Source organism: Tianweitania sp. (assembly GCF_032053605.1).
Lineage (GTDB): Bacteria > Pseudomonadota > Alphaproteobacteria > Rhizobiales > Rhizobiaceae > Tianweitania.
This window is the reverse complement of record NZ_DAMBUH010000020.1, coordinates 22,162-38,686: the sequence shown is the minus strand read 5'-3', so window position 1 is coordinate 38,686 and position 16,525 is coordinate 22,162. Positions and strand designations below refer to the sequence as shown.

Below are 16,525 nucleotides of genomic sequence, written 5' to 3'. Positions count from 1 at the left end.
CGCCACCCTTTTGTCGGAGCGCCCAACCGGCCTCATCCTGACACTCTGCGATCCAAGCGCGGAGCTACCAATTGCCGGCGAGATGCCGCATGTCGTTCTTATGAACAATCGCCCGACCGAACGGTTTCCGGCAGCGGTCACGGCCGACAATCATGCGGCAGGTCAGGCGATCACGCGCCATTTGATCGAGCATGGTCATCGCGCCATCCTGTTCGTGTCCGGCAGTTTCGCCGCATCCGATCGCGCGCGTCGGCGCTATGACGGCTATCTCGCCATGATGGCGCAGGCCGGGCTTCAACCCCTGAAAGCGCTCGAAGTCGGTTTTGGCGATTATGACGGGCTTGATCTCGGCGAAGCCCTGCGCATAGCCAAACCCACCGCGATCATCGCCTCCAACGATCTTCTGGCGCTGGGCGTCATCGGCGCACTGCGGCGCGAAGGCCTGACGGTGCCGGGCGATCTGTCGGTGGCCGGCTTCGACGGCATCGCCATCGGCCGCATGATCAATCCGGTACTGACCACGATCGAAATGCCGGATGTCAGCATGGGCGCTGCTGCGGCTTCGCTTCTGCTCGACATCGCGGAAAACGACGCCACGCCGCGTCATCTCGAAATATCGTTCAGTCTGCGCACCGGCGGCACCGTTCGCGCGATCTGATGGGCAAACGCACGAAAGCCGCCCTGCGAAACTGCACAGGGCGGCTTTCAACGCTTGGCGCTGTTACTTGCGCGGCAGCAGGCGCTTTACTTCATTGGCAGCGTCATCAAGCGCTTCCTGAGGCGTTGCGGACTGATCCACCACGCGCGAGGTGTTGTCGACGATGGTCTGCGTCACGCGAACACCGTTGGCGCCCGGGAAGGCATACCAGGGGATCATGCGCGGCATCTGCTTGAGGCCGGCCTGGAACAGCGGGTTCTTCTCGTAGAAGTCGCCGAGGTACTCTGCGGACTTGGCGGCCAGCTCGTTGTTCGGAACATAGCCGGTGCCGGGAACCACAACCGACGCGCCGTAAGGACCGGCCGCAAACTTGGCGAACTTCCAGGCCGCATCCTGCTTGGCTTCGTCCTTGGTCAGGATCACCACGGCATTACCACCGGTCGGCAGCTTGCCGTTTTCGGGATCGATCAGCGGGATTTCGGCCGTGCGCAGGTCGAACTTGTCGCCGACATTCTTGATCGTGTTGCGCAGGGCGCCGGTGGTCTGGAAGGCGATCCCGACCTTGCCGGCCACGAAAGCCTGCTCGCCGGCCGGCTTGGTGAACACCGGCATGCCGGCTTCCTTCACCAGGCGGTCGACCACTTCCATAGCCTTTTGGCCAGCGGGGCCGTTGAAGGCGACTTCGGTCTCGTCTTCGTTCAGCATCGTGCCGCCGGCGCCGAACAGAAGCGCTGAGAACATCCAGTCGTCACCCTGCCAACGGAAATCGATGGAGTCGACGCCGTTGCCGAGCGCCTTGATCTTGGCGCCGAGCGCGATCACTTCGTCCCAGGTCTTGGGCGGAGTGTCCGGGTTGCCGCCAGCCTGCTTAACGAGGTCGGCATTGTAATACATGATCGGGTTAGAGGTCGCGAAAGCGAGGCCGACTTGCTTGCCGTTGACTTGGGCGAGCTTGAGGATGTTATCCGAAAAGCCCTGTTCCGCCATGTTCTGATCCTTGGCGATCAGCGTTCCCAAATCCACGGGAATGCCGCGCTCGTCGGCCATGCGCAAACGGTTGAGGCCGATAAAGGTCAGGTCCGGCATTTCGGACGTGCCGACCTGGCGCATGATCGTCTGGATGCCTTCCTCATAGGTCGCGGAAGGGTTGGCGAACTGGATCTTGATGTCCGGATTTTCTTCCATGAACTTCTTCGAGATCGTGTCCATCACGTCCTTGAAGAAGCCGGGCATCGCGTAATGCACGGTCAGCGTGGTGTCGGCGAAAGCCGGGAAGGCGGTGGTGATCGCGACAGCAGCGGTCGCGAGCAGCTTGGTGAAGTGCTTCATGAGGGGAGTGCTCCTTGGAGGATGAAACCGGATCAGCCTTTGAGACCGGTCATGGTGATGCCCTCGACGAACCGCTTCTGTGCGAGCAGAAAGGCAGCGACGAGGGGGAAGGTGATGATGAGGGTGGCGGCCATCAGCGCGCCGTAGTCGTCGCCAGCTTCCGCCGCGCGGAAGTAAAGCAGGCCGAGCGGCGGCGTGGCGTAAGCCTGGTTGGACACCACGATCAGCGGCCAATACAGGTCGTTCCAATGCGCAACCACGGAGAAGATCGCGAAGGCGGTGATCGCCGGCCAGGCATTGGGCACGATGACCCGGGCGATGATGCCGACCTCGCTCATGCCATCCAGCCTTGCGGCATGGATCAGGTCATCCGGCATCGAGCGAAAGAACTGCAGAAACAGGAAGATGCCGAACACCGAGATCGTGAAGGGTGCGACCAGCGAGACGTAGCTGTTTAGTGCACCGACGCGATCGAAGGCGACGTAGAGCGGCAGAGCCGTTGCATGGATCGGCACGAGAAGGCCGAGCATCACCAGCACCATCATGGCGCGCGCCGCCCTGAACTTCAGCTTGGCCATCGCGTAGGCGCATGGGATGGCGACCACAACCTGGAAGACGAGGATCAGCAAACAGACCAGCACGCCGTTGAACAACAACGTCGTCATGGAAACGCGCGACCACGCCTTGCTGAAGTTCTCCACGAGGTGCCAATGCTCAGGGATCAGCGAGAGCGAGGACGTGAAGATGTCGCTCTGCGCCTTTCCGGCCGTCGAGATCATGAAGATGTAAGGGCTAAGGAAAAGGAGCGCGCCGAAGCTCAAGACGGCGAGCCGGACGACCCTTGCCGGGGTGAAACCGTTGGAGGTCATGTGTAATGCACCTGCCGGTCCTGGATGCGGTATTGCACGATCATCAGGACGATCAGAATGGCCAAGAAAACCACGGTCATGGCGGAGGCATAGCCGACCCGCAGATACACGAAGCCTTCCTGGTAGATGGTGAAAAGCAGAACCTCGGAGGCCTTGTTCGGCCCGCCTTCCGTCAGCGTCTTCACCGTCTCGAACACCTTCACGGCATTGATGACGCTGATCGTCGTGACGAACAAAGTGGTGGGTCCGAGCATCGGCCAGGTCACCAGCCGGAACCGGTCCCAGGCAGACCGCGCGCCATCCACTTCCGCCGCCGAATACAGATCACGCGGAATGGCGGTGAGGCCGGCAAGAAACAGAACGAGGTTGAAGCCGACCGTCTGCCAGATGCCGATGATCGCCAGACTGTAAAGAACGGTGCCCGATGCACCGAGCCAGTTCGGACCCTGAATGCCGACAAGTGCCAGCATCGCATTGATCGGCCCGATGCTCGGATGAAACAGGTACTGCCAAACCGTCGCCATCGCGACCAGCAGCGACGCCACGGGAAGAAAGTAGGCGGTCCGGAAGAACGATCGCCCGATCCCTTCCGCTTCGATCAGCATGGCAAGACCGAGCGCCAAAAAGATCGAAACCGGCGCCACGATCGCGGCATAGACGAAGGTGTTGGAGAGCGACTGCCGGAACGTCCGATCACCGAAAAGTTCACGGTAATTTTCGGCGCCAACGAACTGAAAACCGGAATATCCGAGCTCAAAATCGGAAAAACCGAGCGTGATGACGGCTAAAACCGGAAGGACGATGAAGAAAAATGTCAGTAGGATTGCAGGTGCGGCGAGCAGCCAGGCCGTTCGCGCTTCATGCCTGGCGGCACTGGAGCGAGCCGAAATCCGGCCCATTATCCGGCCTTGAGAAGGCGTCGCGACGATCTCAGCCATAGGCGAGTTCCCTGACATCGCTGGCGATCAGCGACGTCGAGCGCAACCGCCGGCCATCCCCCGCAAACACGAACAACCGCCCCGGCGAGGCCGCCAGATGGATCCGCTTACCTGTTGATATTCCAGCACCTTCCGTCGGCGTAAGCTTGGCGATCATCGTGTCGCCAGACTGTTCCAGGCGGCTGTAAACGATGATCTCGGAGCCAAGAAACTCCACCCGCTCCACCAGCGCCGGCAAACCACGGCCTTCGCGCGAAACGCTGACGAATTCCGGCCTGATACCGAGCGTGACCTCCGATCCCACCGCCACATCGATCCGCGAAAGACCGCACCGCGCTTCCCCGAGCCCGACCGTCCCATCCGCTGCAACCTGTTGCGAAATCAGGTTAATCCGCGGCTGTCCGACGAATTTAGCGACCCCGATATGCCAGGGATCGTCATAGATCACGGCCGGCGGCGCCAGCTGCAGCAAGGAGCCGCCGATCATCACCGCCACCCGATCCGCCATCGACAGCGCTTCCGCTTGATCATGCGTCACATAAACCGTCGGAACGCCGGCCCGGCGGTGCAATTCGACGATCTCGCCGCGGGCATGAACGCGCAAATTCGCGTCGAGATTGGACAGCGGTTCGTCCATCAAGAACACCGCGGGACGCCGCACCATGGCGCGTCCAAGCGCCACCCGCTGCCGCTGCCCACCCGACATCTGGCCGGGCTTGCGGTCGAGCAGATGGTCGATCTTGAGCGAAACAGCCATGTCGCGCACATCGCGCTTGATGTCGGCAATTGCCAGCCGCTGACCAGGCATCAGCGGTCCCACGAGCGGCAAGCGCTGTGCGCGTGTCAAACGCCGCATGACAAGGGGAACCGCAATGTTCTGGGCAGCCGTGAGATGCGGATAAAGCGCGTAGGACTGGAAAACCATCGCGACATTGCGGGCCGCAGCCTGCAGCTTGGTGAGATCCTGATCTCCAACCGTAATCGTGCCGCTGTCGGCGGTTTCCAGACCGGCGAGAATGCGCAAAAGCGTGCTCTTGCCGCAGCCCGATGGGCCAACGAGCGCGATGAATTCGCCGGGTTCGGCATCCAAGCTGACGCCCTTCAGGATCGGATTGCCGTTGAACGATTTCTCGATGTTACGAAGCGAAAGCGCGCTCATGCCGCCACCTCCGGCGGGGCGTCCCACGGATAGACTTCATGCACGACATCGTCGATCACATGCGCCACCATGCCCGGCACGGTGACGATCTCGCTGCGAACATCGCCGTTTAGCTCATGCACGGCAGCGCCAACGCGGCGCTCGCCTGGCATTTCGCGTTCGAGCTTGTCGATCACGAAGGCGGCGGACGGCGCCCAGGTCAGCGCCGTGTTCTTGTACTTGCCCTGCCAGGCCCAATGGGTATGACCGGTGCCGACCAGAGCCACGTCATGCGCGGCGATCAGGTCGAAGACGCGCTGCCGCGGTTTCGGGCGGAAGCCCCAGTATCCGGTTTCGCCTTCATCAGGCGCATCGACGAACAGCGGCTTGTGCGAGAACAGGGCAACGCGACGTCCGCCGCGCTCTTGGAGGACCTTCTGCAGCCAATCGAACTGCATGGCTTCCTCGTCACTGTCATGCCCGAGCAGAAGCGCGTTGATGCCGACCAGACGCCAATCCCCGCTGTCTTCCACGAAGCGGTCGCCGCCCACCAACCCGCGCCAGCGCTGAAGCCGTTCGGCGTTTGCTGGCTGGTGCATGTCCGGATAATGGCCGACATCGTGGTTTCCCGGCACGATCAGCATCGGCACCGGAAGCTGACGCATCAGCTCCATGGAAAAGGCGATGTCCGCCTCGTTGTCGGCACCGTCGACGGTCAGATCGCCGGTATGCACGATCAAATCGGCATCCTGGCTGTCGATCCAGTTCAGCAGCGGCGCCCAGTTGCCGTTGAAGTGTTGCTTCTTGGGGCTGAAATGCGTGTCGGTGATCTGGATGATTTTCAAAGCCGTCTCCGGAGTCCTCGCGGGCTCCGTCTAGCGCGGCGCCTCACTCCTCCGGAGCTCTAAAGCCTCTGCATGTCGTCCACGTAACAGCCGTTTCAGCCTGCTTTCCAATTTCGTCACAGAACCGACACAGAAGGTTGGGTGACAGGAGGCCTAGCGAAGGTGCGGCGAGACTTCATGCGAACCACGATCGTCGTCGTGACGCTTTGGATGCTTGCTTTGATCTAAGCAACGGCGCGCAATGAGCTGCGGGCTTCAAAGGAGCGCCTTGGTTATGCAGATCAACGATTCTACGGAAAGAAGTGGCGCGCCCGAAGAGATTCGAACTCCTGACCCCCAGATTCGTAGTCTGGTGCTCTATCCAGCTGAGCTACGGGCGCGCATCAGGCAAAGCTGCCTGGGCGACGAAGGATCGCTCCGTCGTCGTGGGGCGGTAACTAGCCACTTGCGGCACGAAAGGCAAGCGCTTCGTCGTTGTTTTTGTCACGAAAGTGCAATGCTGAGGCCAAGATCCACAACCAGTCACAATCAGCGTGCGGCGTGAACCATTTCGGTTATCCATTTCAGGAGAAGCTTGTCATAGGCGCGATGGCAGCTGGGGTCGGATAACCCGTGATCTGCGCCTTTCAGTACGCGGTAAGTCACGGAATTGGCGGCGCGGAAGGCGCTGATATAGTTGGTGATGGTCTGGTGCGGCACGAAGTCGTCCTGTTCGGACTCTACGATAAGCGCATCGCCCTGAAAGGCCGCGCAGGCCGCCAAGGCACGATTGTCTTCCGGTGGAAGCGCCATGTTGCGATACTTCATGAGGTCCTTGCGCTCGAGCGAGGCCTTGGCGGTAGACCATTCTTCGTCGCGGTAGAGTGCGGGCACGCGCATGGCGAGCCATCGGATCGGCCGTTCCCGCGTCAGAAGCGCTGCCATGTAGCCGCCATAGCTGCTGCCGACCACGGCTATGGCGGACTTGTCGACCGAAGGCTGGCCGGCCAGAACGTCATAGGCGGCCAGCACATCGCGAAAATTGTCGTCGCGCGTCACCGAGCGCTGCTTGGCTTTGCTGGCGGCGTGCCCGCGCAGATCGAAGGTCAGGCACATACAGCCGAGTTCGGCGATTTCCTTAGAGCAGCTCATATCCTGCTCCTGGCTGCCGCCCCATCCATGGATGAAGAGGACGCCGGGCAGGGTGGTTTCGGGGGAAGCGAGCGTGCCGGCAACAGGTTCGTCGCCGACATTGATTTGTATGACGTGGCTGCGCATTGATTATGTCAGTCCTCGAAAAACGGCGCGGTCACTGCCGCGCCATCTTGGTTTCGTGCCATCGTTGCCTCAGCACGGATCGATATAAACATACTTCTTGATATGTCCGATATCCGAATCGTCGCCATTGAAGGTGACTGCTGCATTGGGCGGGATCTGAACGTCCTGGCGATAGGTCTCAACGCACACGGCATGGACCGTATGCCGGGTAGGTTCGGCGATCAGCGTCTTGATGGCGAGGATTTCAGCTGGCGTTGCGCCGCCCATCCGCCAGCTTTGTTCCAGCACGCCGGCCCGGACCGTGCCATCGGCCGCGCTGCCCCGCGCGACATCGTAGTTGCGGCGCGAAATGATGCTTTGCGGGAAGCAGCGGTCGGCGGCAGCATCGAAGCGCATGGCCTGTTCAACGGCGAGTGCGACTTCCGGCGTTGGTGCGTTTGCCAGCAAGGCATCGAACCCGCCGCGCGTCACGGCAAGGGCTGAGCCGCCATAAGCCGTGTTGCCATCATGGTTGCGGGTCAGCGTCTGCGTGCCATGATACGACGCCACCATGTCGCCGAAACGGACCTGACCGACGCTGAAGGTAATGACGTCGAGGAGGTTTTCTTCGATCACCAGGCCTGCGCGCGCGATGACATCCGGATCGAAATGGGCGAGGGCGGCATCCAGATCAGCCTCACTGTGGACGACGATTTGACCCCGTCCGCCGGTTTCCTCGACCGCCTTCAAGCGGATCGCGCTGCTTTCCAGCAGGCGCCGGGCGGCTTCGATCGCATCGTCGCGGGAAAACACGGTGTAACCCCCAAGCACGACATCGCGTACGGCTTCAGGAAAATCGTGCGACCAGCCTTCCGGCTGGGCAGCGTCGCGCGAGACTAGCGGATGGACGATCGCCTTCGTGGCAACGAAGGGATGAGGAACGATGCCGCCGAGAAAATCATGCTCGCTCTTCAGGCCGAGCACGGCTGCTTCCGACAAGGCCAGGGCATCGCTGGGCAGCAGATAGGTGCTGGCGCCATCGGGAACGGGATCGGCGGGCCGAAAGGCGTAGCCTTTCATCGCGGCCACTTGTTCGGCAATCCAGTGGCGGGTGTCACGCTCATGCTGGCTGCGAAAGCCGGAGCCTGCCGCAAGAATGACGACACGGCCTTGCCGCGGATCAGCGGCTGCTTCGAGAACGGCTTGCATAGGAGCCTCCTTTGCTAGGACTTGGCTTCACTGGGCCGCCCCGCTCAAGCGGAACGTCGACGAAAAGGAATGGGCTGTGCAAAGGTTCCCGTGCCGCTTTTGAAGGCAGGAATGGCTGCGAACGTCAGCAGGCTTTGGCTGGAGCCTAGCCGGCGTCCCTTTTTCGACAGATTTGCATGTGCTGCTCACTGGATCGCTGTCGAGTGACCCATACGGATCGCAGCAGTATCCGCCACGGGCACGATCCCCAGCATTCCTGGTTGCTTGAGGTGCGCCGTGGCAGCAAAGAAGACGATTTCCGCACCGGCTCTGGCCGAGCGTCTGGAATTGGCAGGACGGTCCCTTCATTCGATCGGCTATGCGGAGGGCCTTTATCCCGCGCAATGGACGGCGCTGCGCTATTTCGCAAAATCGCCGGATGGCGCCCGCACGGCCAGCAGCCTCGCGCGCTTCCAAGGCCTCGCCAATGGACCGGTGAGCCGCACCGTGCGCACGCTGATCCAGAAGGAATTGGTGCGCAAGGCAGCGCATCAGCCGGCCGGGCGTGCCGAGCATCTGGAAGTGGCCGAAAAGGGCTACCTTCTCTTGGAGCGCGATCCGATCCGCAGTCTTGTCGAGGTCATCGAGCGCATGAGCGACCGGGAGCGCGGAGCACTCGCTTCGGCGCTTGAGGCCGTGATCGGCATCGCATCCGATGTCTGGGCGAAGGAAAGCGGCGAGCGCCGATAGTTGGCCACAACAAAGCAGCCTCTTCATCGCAGCGGGTGATTGCGCATCCGCTGGGATCAACTACAATCGGGATGGGGATTGTAAGTTGTGCGGCGTTGTGGGGAAGTTGCGTTTATGGCTCATGGAGCGGGGATTGCCATCCGATCGCGCGCGGACAAGCATCTTGGCGTGAGGATGCTCTCGGCAGCGCAGGATAATCTTGCGTCCTGCTGGAGACTGCCGGACGGCGATCTTCCTCATGTACGCGTGATCGCATGAGCGCCGTCGAGAAAATCTTAGAACCGGAGCTGAACGACAACAGCCCGCATCGACAGCCGCAGGCGCTGGTTCGGCGGGGCGCATCGCCGCTCGATCCGTTCGAGGAGGCTTGCGAGTGGCTGCCGGTGTTGCAGCGGCTCGGTATCCCAGCGGATCGGCTCGTGCCTGTCGCCACCCGGGCGCGCGCCAACAAGACGCCGTTCCACGTCGAGCTTCTGGCGGCTGGCCTGTGTGCGGAAGACCGGCTTTATCGCGCCATCGCTATGGACTTGCGGCTGGCCTTTATGCCGGCTGTCGATCCGGCACGGCTGATCGTCCGGGAAGGCGACGCGCTTACGCTTCTGGGTTCGCCTTTCGCTTCGAGGCACGCGCGGCCGATCCTTTATGTCGAGCCCGACCGTCCACCCACACAGCTGGTCGGAGCAGGCTTGCTTGATCTCCGCGGTCTGCGGCGGATGCTGGGTGACCATCCTGAACGCGCAGGGCGCATGGCGGTTGTGGCGCCGTCGATGCTGCGAAAGGCGCTGATCACCTGTTCCGAACCGCGCTTGAGCGCCCGCGCCTGCGAAACCCTCGCAAGCAACGTCCCTGATTGCTCGGCCAACGTTGTTGCGACGGTTGGGCAGGGCTTTGCGATCGGCGCGGTGCTGGTTTCCGTGCCGCTTGGCTTTGCCCTATGGCCGAGCGCAGCGATGCTCGCTTTGCATCTCCTTTTCTCGCTGTTCTTCCTGGGCTGCGTTGCCTTGCGAATGCTGGCCGCGCGCCGGGCCGAGCCGCCTTACCTCGCCAAGCTGCCGCCTGTCGCGCCTGCCGATCTGCCTGTTTATTCCGTCATGATCGCGCTCTATCGCGAAGCCGCCGTCGTGCCGGAACTGCTGACGTCGCTGGGGCGGATCGTCTGGCCGCGCGCCAAGCTGGAGATCAAGCTGGTTTGCGAAGCCGATGATACGGAAACGCTGGAAGCATTGCGGGCGCATACCCTGCGGCCTTGGGTCGAGATCATCGAAGTGCCTGCGCAGGGGCCGCGCACCAAGCCGAAAGCGCTGACTTACGCACTGCCGCTGACATCCGGCGAGCTAGTGGCGATCTATGATGCCGAGGATAAGCCGCATCCGCTGCAACTGCTCGAAGCGTGGCAGACCTTCCGCGATGCGCCGCCGGACCTCGCCTGCCTGCAGGCGCCGCTGGTCATCACCAATGCCGGCGAAGGCATGATCCAGCGGCTGTTTGCCTTCGAATATGCCGCGCTGTTTCGCGGAATGCTGCCCTGGCTGGCAAACAAGGGCGTGGTGTTGCCGCTTGGCGGAACGTCCAACCATTTCCGCCGCACTGCGCTGGAAGCCGTCGGCAGCTGGGACCCGTTCAACGTCACGGAAGACGCCGATCTCGGTTTGCGGCTGGCGCGCTTTGGTTATCGCTCCGGCACGATCACCTATCCCACCTTCGAGGAAGCGCCGCACCGGCTAGGCGACTGGGTGCCGCAGCGTACGCGCTGGTTCAAGGGCTGGCTGCAAACCTGGCTGGTCCACATGCGCAATCCACGGCAGCTGCGTCGGGAGATCGGGACGGCCTCGTTCCTGATCGTTCAGGTGCTGTTTGCCGGCATGGTGATTTCGGCCCTGGCGCATCCGCTCATGATCGTCACGATCGCTGCCATCTTCTTCGAAATGCTTCATGCCGAAACGGCCACGCCGCATTCCGCTTTGTTCGCCGTCGATGTGATCAACATAAGCTGCGGCTATGCAGCCTTCCTCGTGCTTGGCGCGGCCACGCTGGTGAAGCGCGAGCGCAAGAGCCTGTGGAAGACGGTGCTCGCCACGCCCGTTTACTGGATGATGATCTCCTATGCCGCCTGGCGCGCGGCCTGGCATCTTTATGCCAAGCCCTTCCACTGGGAAAAGACGCCCCATCGCATGAGCAAGAGCCGGTGGATGAAGCCGGTTAGCCGAAGCTCTTAAGACGCTAGCCCTGTTTCAGCGCTCCCAGCTATCCGTCGCCGCACCTATCGGCGGCAAAAAGCGAGAAATCTTTTCGGTCCGGGAACAAGGGACGCCAGCTGGGAGTAAGATTGCCAGACGTGGTCTGGAACACGAAAGGCGAGCGATGGACACGACGTATTCGGTACCGGCTACGGTGCCTATTCCCTCACGCCCGCTTTACGGGATGCTCGCGCAGTTTCCGGCCGTGTGCTTCACGCTCACATTGTTGACCGACATCGCTTTTTGGCGCTCCGCCAACATTTTGTGGCAAAATTTTTCCGCCTGGCTGCTGTTTGCGGGGCTGGTCGTCGGCGGCGTGGCAATTGTCGTTGGTGTCATCGAGATGCTGGCCCGGCGAAGGACGCGCCTGTTCCGGCCGAGTTGGGCGGCGATCATCGCCTATGTGGTGGTGCTCCTCTTGGCCGTCGCCAACAGCTTCGTGCATGCCGGCGATGGCTGGACCGCCGTTGTGCCTTACGGTCTCGCACTGTCTCCCGTGACTTTCGTGGTGATGCTTCTGGCTGCCTGGCTCAACCGCTCGGCTGTGTCGCGTAGAAGCGTGGGAGTGAACCACTATGCGTAACCGCTCATCCTTCCTCCGCGCTTCCGCCCTTGCCGGCAGCACTGCGGCTCTTCTTATGGTGGCTGGCTGCTCCGATGAAAGCACCAACTTTGATGTCTCGCAACAGATCGGGCCGAACCCGGTTCTACCGGAACCAAGCTCCCAGCTTGTGCCCGATCTGAAGGTCGCCGAGGTGATCGGCTGGCAGAACAACAAGATGCCGACCGTGCCCGAAGGGCTGACGATCACAGCTTATGCCAAGGATCTCGCCAATCCCCGCACCGTTCATACGCTGCCCAATGGCGACGTTCTGGTGATCCAGTCCCAAGGTCCTGGCGTCGAGCCGCTTTCGCGCCCCAAGGACATGATCCGAGGTTGGATCATGTCGATCGCGCATGGCGGGGGTGGCGGTCAGAAGAAGGAAAGCAACCTCATCACGCTGCTGCGCGACACTAATCGCGACGGCACGGTGGATGAACGCAGCGACCTTCTTAAAGGCCTGAACTCGCCCTTTGGCGTGGCGTGGATCGACAACACGCTTTACGTGGCGGCCACTGACGCGATCCTTGCCTACCCCTATGAGCTCGGCCAAACCGCGATCACCGCGCAGCCCAAGCTGGTGACGGCACTTCCCGGCGGCCCGATCGACCACCACTGGACTAAGGACCTCGCACTCAGCCCGGATGGCCGCATGCTTTATGCCTCCGTCGGCTCCAACTCCAATATCGTGGAAAACGGGCTGGAAGCGGAAAAAGGGCGGGCCGCCATCTGGCAGGTGGATCGGCAAACGGGTGCAGCGCGCGTTTATGCGTCCGGCTTGCGCAATCCGAACGGGCTAAGCTTCAATCCGCAGGATGGCCGGCTTTGGGCCGTCGTGAACGAGCGCGATGAACTCGGGCCGAACCTCGTTCCCGATTACATGACATCGGTGCAGGACGGCGCGTTCTATGGTTGGCCATGGAGCTATTATGGCGGCCATGTCGATCAGCGCGTGCATCCGCAAAGGCCGGATATGGTGGAGAAGGCAATCCCCGCCGACTATGCCCTGTCCAGTCACGTCGCGGCCCTGGGCATGACCTTCTCCATGAACTCGGCTCTGCCGGCAGCCTTCGCCAATGGTGCCTTTATCGGCGAACATGGCAGCTGGAACCGCACGGCGTTCAACGGCTACAAGGTCGTTTACGTGCCTTTCGAAAATGGCAAGCCGGTCGGCAAGGCGCAGGATGTCGTGACCGGCTTCCTGCAAGGAGACGAGGCTCAAGGGCGTCCGGTGGGTGTCGGCATCGACGGTACGGGCGCACTCCTGGTTGCCGATGACGCCGGCAACACGGTCTGGCGCGTGGCGGCTGCAGACGGCACGATCTCGCCGCTGCCAGTCGGTACCGACCAGATCGGTGCGAATGCCGGGGCGCAGGCATCGGCTTCAAACCTGCAATCTTTGCCGGAAGCCGGTAGCGTGGGCCAAGTCCAACCGAACCAGAACGCCGCTCCAGCGGCTTCAACCGACGAACTACTGACCGGTCAGCAACCCAGCCCGTCAGCCGCGCAAGGAAATGCGGCTTCCGGCGGACCGTCCCAAACGCAGATTGCGCCGGCTGTTCTACCGAGCGCAACGCCGCGCTAAGCCGAAAACTGACTTCGCTCGACGCCCTGATCTCAAGGCGTCAGCAGCTTCGGCCCTTCGCCGACGATCTTCTTGTCGGGCTCGCCGATCGCGTCGCGGTCGCGGCCGGTATAAGGGATTGTCAGCAGCACGTGCCGGATGGCCTCGATCCGTGCACGGCGCTTGTCGTTTGAACGCACAACCAGCCAGGGCGCATGCTTGGTGTGGGTCGCTTCGAACATCTCATTGCGTGCGCGGGTATAAGCGTCCCAGCGGCCAAGGCCCGCAATGTCGATAGGCGAGAACTTCCAGCTTTTCAGGATGCTGTGGCGCCGGTCGTGAAAGCGCTTGAGCTGTGTTTCGCGCCCGATATCCAGCCAGATCTTGAAGAAGTGGATGCCGTCATTGACGATCATCTGCTCCAACAGGGGCGCTTCATGCAGGAAGCGCTGGTGCTCTTCTTCCGTGCAGAACCCCATCACGCGCTCGACGCCGGCCCGGTTGTACCAGGAGCGGTCGAAGGTCACGAACTCGCCATGACTCGGAAACTGCTGGATGTAGCGCTGGAAATACCACTGGCCGCGCTCGGTTTCGGTGGGCTTGGGCAGAGCCACGTTGCGCGCCGTGCGGGGATTGAGGTTGGCGCGAAAGGCCCCGATTGTACCGCCTTTGCCCGCGGCGTCGCGGCCTTCGAACACGATCATCACGCGTTTGCCGGTTTTCAGCAGCCAATCCTGTAGTCTGACCAGCTCGACCTGAAGCTTGTCGAAGTGTGCTTCGAACGGGTCCTTCTTCATGCCCTTGTCGTAAGGAAAGCCGCCGGCGCTCAGCTCGTTATCCTCGATCCAGTTCGGCAGATCGGGCTCGTCGATGTCGAACAGGTGGGTCGTTCCATCGATCTCGAGCGTCACCGCCGCCGTGTCGGGAAAATTTGCCGGCGCTATTTTTTCGCTCATCCCGTTCTCCTGCAATCAGCCTGTCATGGTATCTGATGCATGGAGATAGTTCCTGAGCCGGATTTGGAAACAGGGCCGCTTGCAGGAGCGGGAAAGGGAGGGTGCATCGTGGCAGCCGAAGGGCTTGAAAGGCGGCGGGACCGAGGTCCGCATGTGTCGGCGCTGGCGATCCTTGTTGTCGCTTTGCTTGCCATTGCGGTGCTGTGCACGCTTCAGCCCACGCTTCTTTGGCCGAGCCTTGGCTTTGCTCTCGCTCTGATCCTTGTCGCGCTGGTAACGTCCGGCCGGGCAGCCAAGAGCATTGCCTTGCCGGATAGTGGCCCGTGGTTGAGCCAGGATGTCCAGGCACCTCCGAGCTTTTCTCAACTCGATCTGGCCCGCGCGGTCGCCGATCCCCTGATCGTATTCGATCGCAACGGCGTGGTGATCCATGCCAATCCGGCAGCGCTCTCGGCCTTTGATCCGGTAACCCCCGGCACGATGCTGCAACTGCGGTTTCGCGCGCCCGAGCTGCAAAGCCTTGTGGAACATGCGCTGAACGGCAGCGATGGAAGCGAACCGGTGGATTATGCCGAGCGCTTTCCCGTGGAACGGGTGTACCGCGTTAGCGTCGCACGGCTCGATGCAACGCGCGGCCTGTTCGCGCTTATCTTCCGCGATCACAGCGAAGCGCGGCGCATCGACCGGATGCGCGCCGACTTCATTGCCAATGCCAGCCATGAGTTGCGCACGCCGCTCGCTTCCATTTCCGGCTTCATCGAAACGCTGCGCGGCCCGGCCCGTAACGACGCCGCCGCACGCGATCGTTTCCTTGGCATCATGCAAGACCAGACCGGTCGCATGGCCCGCCTGATCGACGACCTCCTTTCGCTGTCGCGGGTGGAAATGAAGCCGATGCTGAAGCCGGGAGAAACAGCCGACCTGCGCCCGATCCTTGAAGCGGTCATCGCCACGATCAGCCCGCGTGCGAGGGAAGCCGGCCTGGCGATCGAGACTGATCTGGAAGAGGGAGAGGCCAAGGTTCTGGGCGACCGCGACGAACTGTTTCAGGTGTTCGAGAACCTTCTGGAAAACGCCTGTAAATATGGCCGATCCGGCGAACGCGTGGATGTAAGACTCCACCGGACTACGGAAGGCGGGCAAGCCGGCATCGCCGCTTCGGTGCGCGATCATGGGCCGGGCATTCCGGCCGAACACATCCCGCGAATCACCGAGCGCTTCTACCGGATCGATGCTGAAGCCAGCCGCAACCAGAAAGGGACAGGTCTGGGTCTGGCAATCGTCAAGCACATCGTGACCCGCCACAATGCGCGTCTGTCGATCCGCTCCAAGATTGGGGAAGGCACGGAGTTCACGGTTTTCTTCCCCGATCAGCCTGCCATATCATCGAATTAGGGCTGGCTTGCCGCAAAAATTCGTCGTTTTGTCACGCAAAACAGGTATCTGAATGGGAATCATCCGACTCCCATCTGCATCGGACAAGAACCGCAATGGTCGCTCAGCAGCATATCGTTCGCGCCTATGACGAGGAACTGAAGTTCCTTTCGGCGCGCATTGGCGCCATGGGTGGTCATGCCGAGCGCATGGTGGAACGCGCCGTGCAGGCGCTGGTGAGTTCCGATGCCGCCTTGGCGCAACGCATCATCCGCGACGACAAGATGCTGGATGACGCCCAGCGCGAGATCGACGAAAAGGCCATCGTCATCATCGCCCGCCGCCAGCCGCTGGCGCATGATCTGCGCGAAATCATCGGCGCGATCCGCATTTCCAGCGACCTCGAGCGCATCGGCGATCTCGGCAAGAACATTGCCAAGCGCGTGGTGGCCGTCAGCGAAGCACGCCAGCCGTTGCGTGTGTTTCGCGGCATGGAAGCGCTGTCGGCGCTGGCTCTCGCTCAGCTCAAGGAAGTGCTGGATATCTTCGCCAGCCGCTCGGTAGACCGCATCGCCTCCTTGCGCGATCGCGACGACCAGATCGACCAGATGTACACGTCGATGTTCCGCGAATTGCTGACCTATATGATGGAAGATCCGCGCAACATCGCGCCCTGCACACATCTTCTGTTCTGCGCCAAGAACATCGAGCGCATCGGCGATCATGCGACCAACATCGCGGAAACGGTTTATTACACCGCGACCGGCCGTCAGCTTCCGACGGAACGGCCCAAGGATGATCTCAGCCACGACGTCATCGCGCCGATGGCAGTTTCTCAGTGA

General features: G+C 61.7%; 15 protein-coding genes and 1 tRNA gene. 7 read left to right on the top strand and 9 right to left on the bottom strand.

The features are described from left to right. Window positions 1-658 (top strand): substrate-binding domain-containing protein (locus RTX98_RS07290; RefSeq protein WP_312795645.1); only part of this gene is annotated, 658 nt, incomplete at its 5' end. A gap of 63 nt (window positions 659-721) precedes the next feature. On the opposite strand, the gene RTX98_RS07285 is transcribed toward RTX98_RS07290, so the two are convergent. The 8 genes from RTX98_RS07285 to RTX98_RS07250 all read right to left on the bottom strand — a co-directional run bounded on the left by RTX98_RS07285 (window position 722) and on the right by RTX98_RS07250 (window position 8,222). Next, entirely contained in the window at window positions 722-1,987 is a 1,266-nt protein-coding gene (locus RTX98_RS07285) for an ABC transporter substrate-binding protein (RefSeq protein WP_312795644.1), read from the bottom strand. 32 nt (window positions 1,988-2,019) lie between these two features. Continuing rightward, on the bottom strand, window positions 2,020-2,856 hold the full coding sequence (locus tag RTX98_RS07280) for a carbohydrate ABC transporter permease (RefSeq protein WP_312795642.1): 837 nt from the start codon (window positions 2,854-2,856) through the stop codon (window positions 2,020-2,022). Then, window positions 2,853-3,755 (bottom strand): sugar ABC transporter permease, encoded by a 903-nt coding sequence (locus RTX98_RS07275; RefSeq protein WP_312795660.1) that lies wholly within the window; start codon window positions 3,753-3,755, stop codon window positions 2,853-2,855. The genes RTX98_RS07280 and RTX98_RS07275 overlap by 4 nt, the downstream gene beginning before the upstream one ends. A 31-nt stretch (window positions 3,756-3,786) precedes the next feature. Beyond that, complete coding sequence (locus tag RTX98_RS07270; protein WP_312795641.1) at window positions 3,787-4,953, bottom strand: ABC transporter ATP-binding protein; 1,167 nt, start codon at window positions 4,951-4,953, stop codon at window positions 3,787-3,789. Then, entirely contained in the window at window positions 4,950-5,777 is an 828-nt protein-coding gene (locus tag RTX98_RS07265) for a metallophosphoesterase (protein WP_312795639.1), read from the bottom strand. Before RTX98_RS07265 ends, RTX98_RS07270 begins: the two co-directional genes overlap by 4 nt. Before the next feature lie 303 nt (window positions 5,778-6,080). Continuing rightward, window positions 6,081-6,157, bottom strand: a tRNA-Arg gene (locus RTX98_RS07260). 148 nt (window positions 6,158-6,305) lie between these two features. Continuing rightward, window positions 6,306-7,034 carry an alpha/beta hydrolase family protein gene (locus RTX98_RS07255; RefSeq protein WP_312795637.1) on the bottom strand — a complete coding sequence of 243 codons (729 nt, stop codon included), beginning with the start codon at window positions 7,032-7,034 and terminating at the stop codon, window positions 6,306-6,308. A 69-nt stretch (window positions 7,035-7,103) separates the two neighbouring features. After that, window positions 7,104-8,222 (bottom strand): DUF3182 family protein, encoded by a 1,119-nt coding sequence (locus RTX98_RS07250; protein ID WP_312795635.1) that lies wholly within the window; start codon window positions 8,220-8,222, stop codon window positions 7,104-7,106. Between the two features lie 276 nt (window positions 8,223-8,498). Between RTX98_RS07250 and RTX98_RS07245 the strand changes: the two genes are divergently transcribed. The 4 genes from RTX98_RS07245 (at window position 8,499) to RTX98_RS07230 (ending at window position 13,374) form a co-directional block, all read left to right on the top strand. After that, window positions 8,499-8,951 carry a MarR family transcriptional regulator gene (locus tag RTX98_RS07245; protein WP_312795633.1) on the top strand — a complete coding sequence of 151 codons (453 nt, stop codon included), beginning with the start codon at window positions 8,499-8,501 and terminating at the stop codon, window positions 8,949-8,951. 254 nt (window positions 8,952-9,205) lie between these two features. Next, entirely contained in the window at window positions 9,206-11,167 is a 1,962-nt protein-coding gene (locus tag RTX98_RS07240; RefSeq protein ID WP_312795631.1) for a glycosyltransferase family 2 protein, read from the top strand. Window positions 11,168-11,312: 145 nt separating this feature from the next. Then, window positions 11,313-11,771, top strand: coding sequence for a DUF2231 domain-containing protein (locus tag RTX98_RS07235; RefSeq protein WP_416223077.1), 459 nt, complete (start codon window positions 11,313-11,315; stop codon window positions 11,769-11,771). Then, complete coding sequence (locus RTX98_RS07230; protein ID WP_312795629.1) at window positions 11,764-13,374, top strand: sorbosone dehydrogenase family protein; 1,611 nt, start codon at window positions 11,764-11,766, stop codon at window positions 13,372-13,374. Before RTX98_RS07235 ends, RTX98_RS07230 begins: the two co-directional genes overlap by 8 nt. A gap of 32 nt (window positions 13,375-13,406) precedes the next feature. On the opposite strand, the gene ppk2 is transcribed toward RTX98_RS07230, so the two are convergent. After that, window positions 13,407-14,309 carry a polyphosphate kinase 2 gene (gene ppk2, locus RTX98_RS07225; RefSeq protein ID WP_312795627.1) on the bottom strand — a complete coding sequence of 301 codons (903 nt, stop codon included), beginning with the start codon at window positions 14,307-14,309 and terminating at the stop codon, window positions 13,407-13,409. A 108-nt stretch (window positions 14,310-14,417) separates the two neighbouring features. On the opposite strand from ppk2, the gene RTX98_RS07220 reads away from it, so the two are divergent. Together RTX98_RS07220 and phoU are read left to right on the top strand one after the other, a co-directional pair. Further along, window positions 14,418-15,704: an ATP-binding protein gene (locus RTX98_RS07220; protein ID WP_312795625.1), complete on the top strand. Its 1,287-nt coding sequence runs from the start codon at window positions 14,418-14,420 to the stop codon at window positions 15,702-15,704. A 95-nt stretch (window positions 15,705-15,799) separates the two neighbouring features. Next, complete coding sequence (gene phoU, locus RTX98_RS07215; RefSeq protein WP_312795623.1) at window positions 15,800-16,525, top strand: phosphate signaling complex protein PhoU; 726 nt, start codon at window positions 15,800-15,802, stop codon at window positions 16,523-16,525.